The 6,895-nt window shown below is 68.5% G+C and carries 9 protein-coding genes, 1 tRNA gene and 1 pseudogene; 9 read left to right on the top strand and 2 right to left on the bottom strand.

Annotation, left to right across the window (positions count from 1 at the left end; translation table 11 throughout):
• The 5 genes from GRX66_RS14900 to GRX66_RS14920 form a co-directional block, all read left to right on the top strand.
• A partial coding sequence (locus tag GRX66_RS14900; protein ID WP_201293044.1) for an NOP5/NOP56 family protein occupies positions 1-436 on the top strand: 436 nt, incomplete at its 5' end.
• Positions 433-1,062: a fibrillarin-like rRNA/tRNA 2'-O-methyltransferase gene (locus GRX66_RS14905; protein WP_159527261.1), complete on the top strand. Its 630-nt coding sequence runs from the start codon at positions 433-435 to the stop codon at positions 1,060-1,062. The genes GRX66_RS14900 and GRX66_RS14905, both read left to right, overlap by 4 nt.
• 89 nt (positions 1,063-1,151) lie before the next feature.
• Positions 1,152-2,261, top strand: a complete 1,110-nt coding sequence (locus tag GRX66_RS14910) for a glutamate--cysteine ligase (protein ID WP_159527262.1) — start codon at positions 1,152-1,154, stop codon at positions 2,259-2,261.
• A gap of 107 nt (positions 2,262-2,368) precedes the next feature.
• On the top strand, positions 2,369-3,055 hold the full coding sequence (locus GRX66_RS14915) for a winged helix-turn-helix domain-containing protein (protein ID WP_159527263.1): 687 nt from the start codon (positions 2,369-2,371) through the stop codon (positions 3,053-3,055).
• A 39-nt stretch (positions 3,056-3,094) separates the two neighbouring features.
• On the top strand, positions 3,095-3,580 hold the full coding sequence (locus GRX66_RS14920) for a phosphopantetheine adenylyltransferase (protein ID WP_159527264.1): 486 nt from the start codon (positions 3,095-3,097) through the stop codon (positions 3,578-3,580).
• Positions 3,581-3,729: 149 nt separating this feature from the next.
• Here GRX66_RS14920 and GRX66_RS14925 read toward each other — a convergent pair whose 3' ends face one another.
• The gene (locus tag GRX66_RS14925; protein WP_159527265.1) at positions 3,730-4,038 is read right to left on the bottom strand and encodes a transcription initiation factor IIB family protein; all 309 of its coding nucleotides are present in this window, start codon (positions 4,036-4,038) and stop codon (positions 3,730-3,732) included.
• Positions 4,039-4,187: 149 nt separating this feature from the next.
• On the opposite strand from GRX66_RS14925, the gene GRX66_RS14930 reads away from it, so the two are divergent.
• Together GRX66_RS14930 and GRX66_RS14935 are read left to right on the top strand one after the other, a co-directional pair.
• Positions 4,188-4,607 carry a hypothetical protein gene (locus GRX66_RS14930; protein ID WP_233745552.1) on the top strand — a complete coding sequence of 140 codons (420 nt, stop codon included), beginning with the start codon at positions 4,188-4,190 and terminating at the stop codon, positions 4,605-4,607.
• Positions 4,608-4,646: 39 nt separating this feature from the next.
• A tRNA-Leu gene (locus GRX66_RS14935) sits at positions 4,647-4,730 on the top strand.
• Positions 4,731-5,044: 314 nt separating this feature from the next.
• Here GRX66_RS14935 and GRX66_RS14940 read toward each other — a convergent pair.
• Entirely contained in the window at positions 5,045-5,371 is a 327-nt protein-coding gene (locus GRX66_RS14940; protein WP_159527266.1) for a DUF3784 domain-containing protein, read from the bottom strand.
• 238 nt (positions 5,372-5,609) lie between these two features.
• Between GRX66_RS14940 and GRX66_RS14945 the strand changes: the two genes are divergently transcribed.
• Positions 5,610-6,230 carry a hypothetical protein gene (locus GRX66_RS14945; protein ID WP_159527267.1) on the top strand — a complete coding sequence of 207 codons (621 nt, stop codon included), beginning with the start codon at positions 5,610-5,612 and terminating at the stop codon, positions 6,228-6,230.
• Positions 6,223-6,895, top strand: a pseudogene (locus tag GRX66_RS14950) (hypothetical protein); the annotation flags it as partial. The gene GRX66_RS14945 and the pseudogene GRX66_RS14950, both read left to right, overlap by 8 nt.

The raw sequence follows: 6,895 nt of genomic DNA on the forward strand, positions 1-6,895 counted from the left end.
GGTCTGCCAGCGGGCAGTCGACCTCGCCGACGAGCGCGACGACGTGCGGGAGTACGTCGAGCGACAGGCGCCGACAGTCGCACCGAACCTCTCCCGGCTCGCGGGGCCGATGCTCGCTGCGCGACTGATTGCGCTCGCGGGCGGCCTGGGCGACCTCGCCAAGCAACCGAGCGGAACCCTCCAGGTGCTGGGGGCGGAGGACGCGCTGTTCGCACATCTCCGGGGGCACGCGCCCTCTCCGAAACACGGCGCCATCTACACGCACGACTACGTCCGCACCACCCATCCGGACGAACGCGGGTCGGCGGCGCGCGCGCTCGCCGGGAAGCTCACCATCGCCGCCCGAATCGACCACTACTCGGGCGACCTGCGGCCGGAACTGAAGGCGGAACTGGACGAACGCATCGAGCGCATCCGCGCTCGTGAAACCGAATGAGTCTCCCCGACGGCGTGCAGCGACGCGAGTTCCAGGGGGAGTCGGCGCTCGCGACGCGCGGCGACCCCGTGTACGGGGAACCCGTCGTCGACGGCTGGCGGCGGTGGGATCCACATCGGTCGAAACTCGGCGCGACGCTCGAGGCGGGCCTGGAGACGGGCCTGTCAGGGGGCGACGGTGTGCTCTACCTGGGCGCGGCGAGCGGTACCACAGTCAGCCACGTCGCCGACTTCGCCGGCCCGACGTACGCCGTCGAGTTCGCGCCGCGGCCGACCCGCGACCTGCTCGGCGTGGCCGAGGACCGGGGTAACCTCTTCCCGCTGCTGAAGGACGCTCGTAGGCCCGAGACGTACGCGCACGTCGTCGAGTCCGGTCTCGACGCCATCGTGCAGGACGTGGCGACGCGCGGCCAGGCCGACGTCGCGCTCTCGAACCGCGAGTTCCTCCACGACGACGGACGATTCGTCGGCGCCATCAAGGCCCGCAGCGAGGACGTGACCGAGGCGCCCGAGGACGTCTTCGAGCGCGTGCTCGATCGGCTTCGCGACGGATACGAGGTCCTGGACACCGCGCGCCTGGAGCCGTACCACGACGACCACCTCGCAGTCGTGGCGACGCCGCGGTAGCCTCGCCGCCCGCGGTCGGTTCCCGAGAGCCCGGAATCTCCGCCGACTTCCAGAACTATTTACGCACGCCGGGGATAACTCCGGGCAGCATGGACGTGGGTTCGTCGGACCGGTTCACCGAAATGGGGACGCTCGGCGTCGAAGAGGAGTTCTTCGTCGTCGGCGAGGACGGCGTCCCCACCGCGGGAACCGACCAGTTGGTCTACGACTCGGAGCCGCCGGAGCTGCTTGCGGACCGACTCGACCACGAGTTGTTCAAATTCGTCCTGGAGACGCAGACGCCGCGGCTGGACGGTCCGGGGGATGCCAGGGCCGCGGTGTACGACGTGCGCGCCGCGCTGGTCGCGCACGCCGAAGCGAACGGCTACCGGATTGCGGCGGCCGGACTGCACCCGGCGGCGCGCTGGCGGGAACACGAGCACGCCGAGAAGCCACGGTATCGCTCCCAGTTGGAACGCATCCAGTACCCACAGCACCGGAACACGACCGCGGGCATGCACGTGCACGTCGGCGTCGACGACCCGGACAAGGCCGTCTGGGTCGCGAACCAGTTGCGCTGGCACATGCCCGTGATGCTCGCGCTGTCCGCGAACTCGCCGTACTGGAACGGGTTCGACACGGGGCTGGCGTCAGCCCGCGCGAAAATCTTCGAGGGGCTCCCGAACACGGGGATGCCGACGGCGTTCGACTCCTACGACGACTTCGACCGCTTCGAACGACTGATGATCGAGACCGGCAGCATCGACGACCGCGGCGAGCTCTGGTACGACGTCCGCCCGCACACCGGTCACGGCTCCGTGGAGGTACGCGCGCCCGACGCGCAGGCGGACCCGGAGGTGGTGCTCGCGTTCGTCGAGTACACGCACGCGCTGGTGATGGATTACGCTGCGCGCTACGAGGACGCCGACGACCCGGAGCCCCCGGACATTTTCGGGGACAGCGACGGCCTGCGGTCGCTGCGCCGGGAAGTGCTCGACGAGAACAAGTGGCGCGCCACCAGACACGGCCACGACGCCTCGTTCGTCCGCCGGGACGACACGGACGCGCTCGCGCTCGGTGAAATCGTCGACCGGGAGTGCGACAGGCTCGGCGTCTCCGGCATCCGGGATGTCTACGAGGCAGAATCCGGGGCACAGCGCCAGCGCCGCATCCTCGAAGACGAAGGCGAGGCCGCGCTCTACGACGCACTCCTGCTGTAGCACTCCGCCGCCTGTCGTCGCGCGCCGCTGCCTGCTGTCGACGCGACTCCCTCCTGGGCGAAGCGTTTTTCATACACTCGTCGCTTTTGTCCTACACGAGACAACGCATGTCCGAGGACACCACAGACGACACGGGCGAGGAGGAGCGCTCGCCGCGGAACCGACTCGGGGAGGAGAAAGATCGGGCAGTCGCGGGGTTCGACCAGGGCGTCGTCGACATCCTGTCGTGGGTGCTCGACACCGAAACGCGGGCGCGAATCTTCGTCTACCTCCGCCAGCACCCGTGGAGCACCAGCGAAGAAGTCGCGGACGGGACGGGCCTGTACCCCTCGACCGTCCGCGAGGCGCTCGCCGAACTCGCCGACGACGACGTGGTCGAGCGACGGAAGCGCCAGAGCGAGGGCGCCGGCAACAACCCCTACGAGTACACGGCGATTCCGCCGAGCGACCTCGTCGGCGGCGTCGTCGGGCGCGTCCAGGACGAACTCAACACCGTGTTCAACCTCGACACCCACCTGGGCCGCAGCGAGGACGAGGAGGACACGACGTCCGAGCCAGTCCGCATCCAGGTGGAGGACGGCTTCGACGCCGAGGCCGAGGTCGGCGACGCGGAGGCGGAAGTGCACACGGACGTCGACGTCGAAGCTGAAGGCGGCGACGGCGACGGCAGCATCGACGCTGACGTCTCGGGCGAGGTGGAAGTCGGCGACGCCGAAGCAAGCGTCGAGGGTGAGGCGGAGGTCGGTGACGTCGATGACGACGAGTCGGACGAAGACGAAGACCGGAGCACCTGAACCCAAACTGCTAAACGCCGCCGGGCCATCCGCCGGCGTATGCACGTGGCCCTCGGTGGGACATTCGACCCGGTACACGACGGCCACCGTCGCCTCTTCGAGCGCGCGTTCGAAATCGGAGACGTCACCGTCGGGTTGACCAGCGACGACCTCGCTGCCCAGACCCGCCACGTCGACCGCTTCGTCCGCTCGTTCGACGCCCGCAAAGCGGATCTGGAGCGCGAACTGGAGTCGATCGCCGAGAAATACGACCGCGACTACGAGGTTCGGAAACTCGAGTCACCGACCGGCATCGCGACGGAACCCCAGTTCGACGTGCTCGTCGTCTCCCCCGAGACCCAGGAGACCGGCCGACGCATCAACGACATCCGAGAGGAGCGCGGCCACGACCCGCTCGACATCGAGGTCGTGGACCACGTCCGCGCCGAGGACGACGACATCATCTCCTCGACGCGCATCGTTCAGGGCGAAATCGACGAACACGGTACCCTCACGCCCGACAGCGACGGCCGCGACCCGAAGTAACTGTTCGACGCTCGGTTCTGTGGTGACGACCTGTTCGACGCTCGGTTCTGTGGTGACGACCTGTTCGACGCTCGGTTCTGTGGTGACGACCCCTTCGACCCACGGTTCTATTGGGACAGACTCGACCTGGCGAGGGGTGAGCGTCCCGCCTACCAGGACGGCGGGTCGAATCCGGCTTCCCGCAGGAGGTCCTTCCAGCGCTGTTGAATCGACAGCCTGGACACGTCTGCGGCGTCGGCGACGGCTGTCTGGGACCGCTGGTCGCCCGCGATGAGCGCGCCCGCGTACACGCTCGCTGCGACCGCTGCGGGCTTCGACCGGTCCTCGCCGGGCACCGCCGACAGGAAGAGGTCTTTCGCGGTGGCCTGCGCTTCGGCGTTCAACTCCAGGTCCTCGACCACGCCCTCGAGTTCGTCCAGCCACCGCCGCTGGTCCACCTCGTCGCCCGCGCGATACATACGGGAACGTACGTCGCGCCGTACGTAAACCTTCGCCGTGCGGCCGTTCGACCCCGGTCGATGCGGCCGGAATTCGGGGCAAATCGACTGAAATCGGGACGACGGTCTTCACGGTTCAAGTCGCCGCGAGTCTTCGAGGTCGACACGCTATGACAGCACTCGCTTCACTCGCACCCGCCGCGGCGCTCCTCACCGCTGTCGTGCCGCCAGCCCAGACGACCGGCGGCTTCGACGATTCCCTGGTAGTGTTCGCGGGGAGCCTGCTCGTCGGCGGCGTCGCCATCCACGTCGCCGCAAACCACGTCGCCGACGTCTACGACTACGGCGACGCGGTCCTGACCGCGCTCCTCGGCGCCATCGTGTGGGCGCTGCTCGACGGCGTCCCGCTGGTCGGTCCGGTGCTCGCGCTCGTCGCCTGGGTCGGCGTCATCAAGTGGCGGTATCCCGTCGGCTGGACGCGCGCCGGCGTCATCGGCATCGCTGCGTGGGCGATCGCCACGGTCGTACTCGCGGCCCTCGCGCTGATCGGCGTCGGGTCGCTGGACGCGGTTGGCGTGCCTGGCACGTAACGCAATTCTCATTTGTCCGTCCCCGCTACCAGCGATTGCGCGCGGGTAGCCAAGCCAGGAAAAGGCGCAGCGCTTAGGACGCTGTCCCGTAGGGGTCCGCCGGTTCAAATCCGGTCCCGCGCACGTTCTCTCCGAGCGAAGCGAGACCGAAAATGCGGAGCTATTGAACCCTGGAAACCGAGCGGAGCGAGGTTTCCTCCGGTTCAAATCCGGTCGGGCTGCGAGGCGCGATCGAAGTGAGCGCCTCGGTATCGCGAACGGCGAGCGGAGCGAGAAAACGAATGAGAGCGCAGGCACGGAAGTCACCCCTCTCAGTCGCGCGCAGCGAAGCGAGCACGTCCTGGCTCGATGCAAATCCGGTCCCGCGAGTTTGCAGTGCGCTTCCCCGGCGTCCCAGTGGGGCGTCCGTTCGATGTCAGGTCGGCAGTGGCGGTCCGTTACTGGGACGTGTTTTCGGGTGGTTCGTAGGTGTTGAGGCGGTACAGGACGCGGAGCAGGTCGAGCGTGACGGCGGCGCCGAATACGAGGCCGATGTTTCGCACTGCGTCCGTCGTTTCGAGAACGCCGAGGACGCCGGCGGCGATTCCGACGCGAAGCAGAAAGTTCCCCACGACGCTGACGGCGACGTCCTCTGGGATGGCGGCCGTCTCGTCGTACCCCGCGATGAGGAACGCCCACCTGCGGACTTTGATCAGGTATGCTATCACAACGAAGAGCGCACCAATAAGGAACCACTCGGCGCCCGCGGTTAGCACGTCGATCATGTGTCTCACTTGGCAGTTGCGACTAAAATAGTGACGCGGTTCCCATCAGATAGTTGCCTCGTTCGATGGCGCACGTCGATGCTGTTCCCGCCTGGTTCGCACGCGAACCTGCGGCGGCCCAACCATCAGTTGCGAGTCCCGAGGGTACGATGAAGGCGGCGAGCAGTTCGCTGGCGCGTTTTTTCGCGGTTTTCGACAGGAAAAACTCTTTGAACCGTTCGCACCTATCACCGACTCGATGCCCGATTGGTCACGCCGACGCGCCCTCCAGGCAGTCGGCACGGTAACTGCGGTCGCGCTCGCCGGATGCACCCAAGGGGGTGAATCAGCCGACCCGCCGACGCGGCGGCACGGCGACCCGGTGACTGACTACGACCTGCTGCAGGTGCGTGACGCGGACGCGACGCAGTTGTTCTGGCGTGGCGACCCTGAGACTGCGGCCGGACGCGTGGGGGCTGGATACGAGTACGTGGACTCGGCGTCGACGCTCGAGGACCTCACGTTCGCGTCTGACAGCGACGCCGCGGGGGACTTGTTCGCGTTCGCGTCCGCCACGGACTTCGACGAGCGGTCGGTGCTGCTGGTGGCCCGCCCCGTGGCGGCGTGCTACGAGGCGGAGTTCCGGGGTGTCTGGCGGGACGACGACGGCCTGGAGACGGCGTTCTGCCAGCAGCTCAGGCCGGCCGACGAGTCCTGCAGCCGAGAGGGCGAGGACGCGTTCGGCCTCGCGCTCCGGGTGCCGTTCGCGGACGCGGAGTTCACGAGCTTCGGGTCCCACTGGAGTGGAGACTGCGGACCCAAGCCCGTCGGGATCGCCGAGGGGCGCAACTCCGATGGCGGAGGTGGCGGGGATGCCTGACTGGCGTCGTCGCGCGTTTCTCGCGAGCAGCGTCGCGGGCCTGACGGCGGTGGCCGGCTGTTCGAGTCTTCCAGTCGTGGGTGACAGCGACGACGAGCCCTCGTACGACTACCAGCGCCTCGGCGACGCGGCGGACCCGGACGCCGTTCCGGAGCCGTCGCTGTACCCCGGTAGCGTTCCGGACGCGCTCGCGGAGGCGCACTACGAGCGCGGCCGTTCGTTGCTAGACGGCGTGCCGGCCGACCTGTCCTTCCCGAACGGCGTCGTCGAAGCGCGGCTGACCGACCAGCGGGAACGCGCCGCGGAAGGTTTCGCGGCGGCCCCGGCGGACGTCTCCAGTGTCGGCACACTCGGTCAGTGGCGGAGATCCCGCGAGGATGCGGCCGAGGTTCGCGGCGCGTACGACGCGGCCAGCGGCGACCTGACGCAGGCGGACATCGCCGACCGTCGGGCGCGCGTCCGCAGCGACCTCAGGTCGTTCCGGAGCGACTGGTCGTACCGCGGCGACACGGTCGCCGAGGCCGTGGCGGTACACCGCCAACTCGAGCGGCTCGCGTCCAGCACCACGCGCTCTCTCCTGGAGCGCAGGCGACTCCCGGACGACCTCCAATCGGCGGTGCTGACTGCCGGCGAGGTCGTCGCCGACCTGGAGGGGCGGCCGCGCT

This window comes from Halobacterium bonnevillei (assembly GCF_009831555.1).
Classification (GTDB): Archaea; Halobacteriota; Halobacteria; order Halobacteriales; family Halobacteriaceae; genus Halobacterium; species Halobacterium bonnevillei.

Bases quoted from the DNA above. Each gene is read 5' to 3' on its own strand.
- GRX66_RS14905 (WP_159527261.1), top strand. From the start codon at position 433: ATGAGTCTCCCCGACGGCGTGCAGCGACGCGAGTTCCAGGGGGAGTCG.
- GRX66_RS14910 (WP_159527262.1), top strand. From the start codon at position 1,152: ATGGACGTGGGTTCGTCGGACCGGTTCACCGAAATGGGGACGCTCGGC.
- GRX66_RS14915 (WP_159527263.1), top strand. From the start codon at position 2,369: ATGTCCGAGGACACCACAGACGACACGGGCGAGGAGGAGCGCTCGCCG.
- GRX66_RS14920 (WP_159527264.1), top strand. From the start codon at position 3,095: ATGCACGTGGCCCTCGGTGGGACATTCGACCCGGTACACGACGGCCAC.
- GRX66_RS14925 (WP_159527265.1), bottom strand. From the start codon at position 4,038: ATGTATCGCGCGGGCGACGAGGTGGACCAGCGGCGGTGGCTGGACGAA.
- GRX66_RS14930 (WP_233745552.1), top strand. From the start codon at position 4,188: ATGACAGCACTCGCTTCACTCGCACCCGCCGCGGCGCTCCTCACCGCT.
- GRX66_RS14940 (WP_159527266.1), bottom strand. From the start codon at position 5,371: ATGATCGACGTGCTAACCGCGGGCGCCGAGTGGTTCCTTATTGGTGCG.
- GRX66_RS14945 (WP_159527267.1), top strand. From the start codon at position 5,610: ATGCCCGATTGGTCACGCCGACGCGCCCTCCAGGCAGTCGGCACGGTA.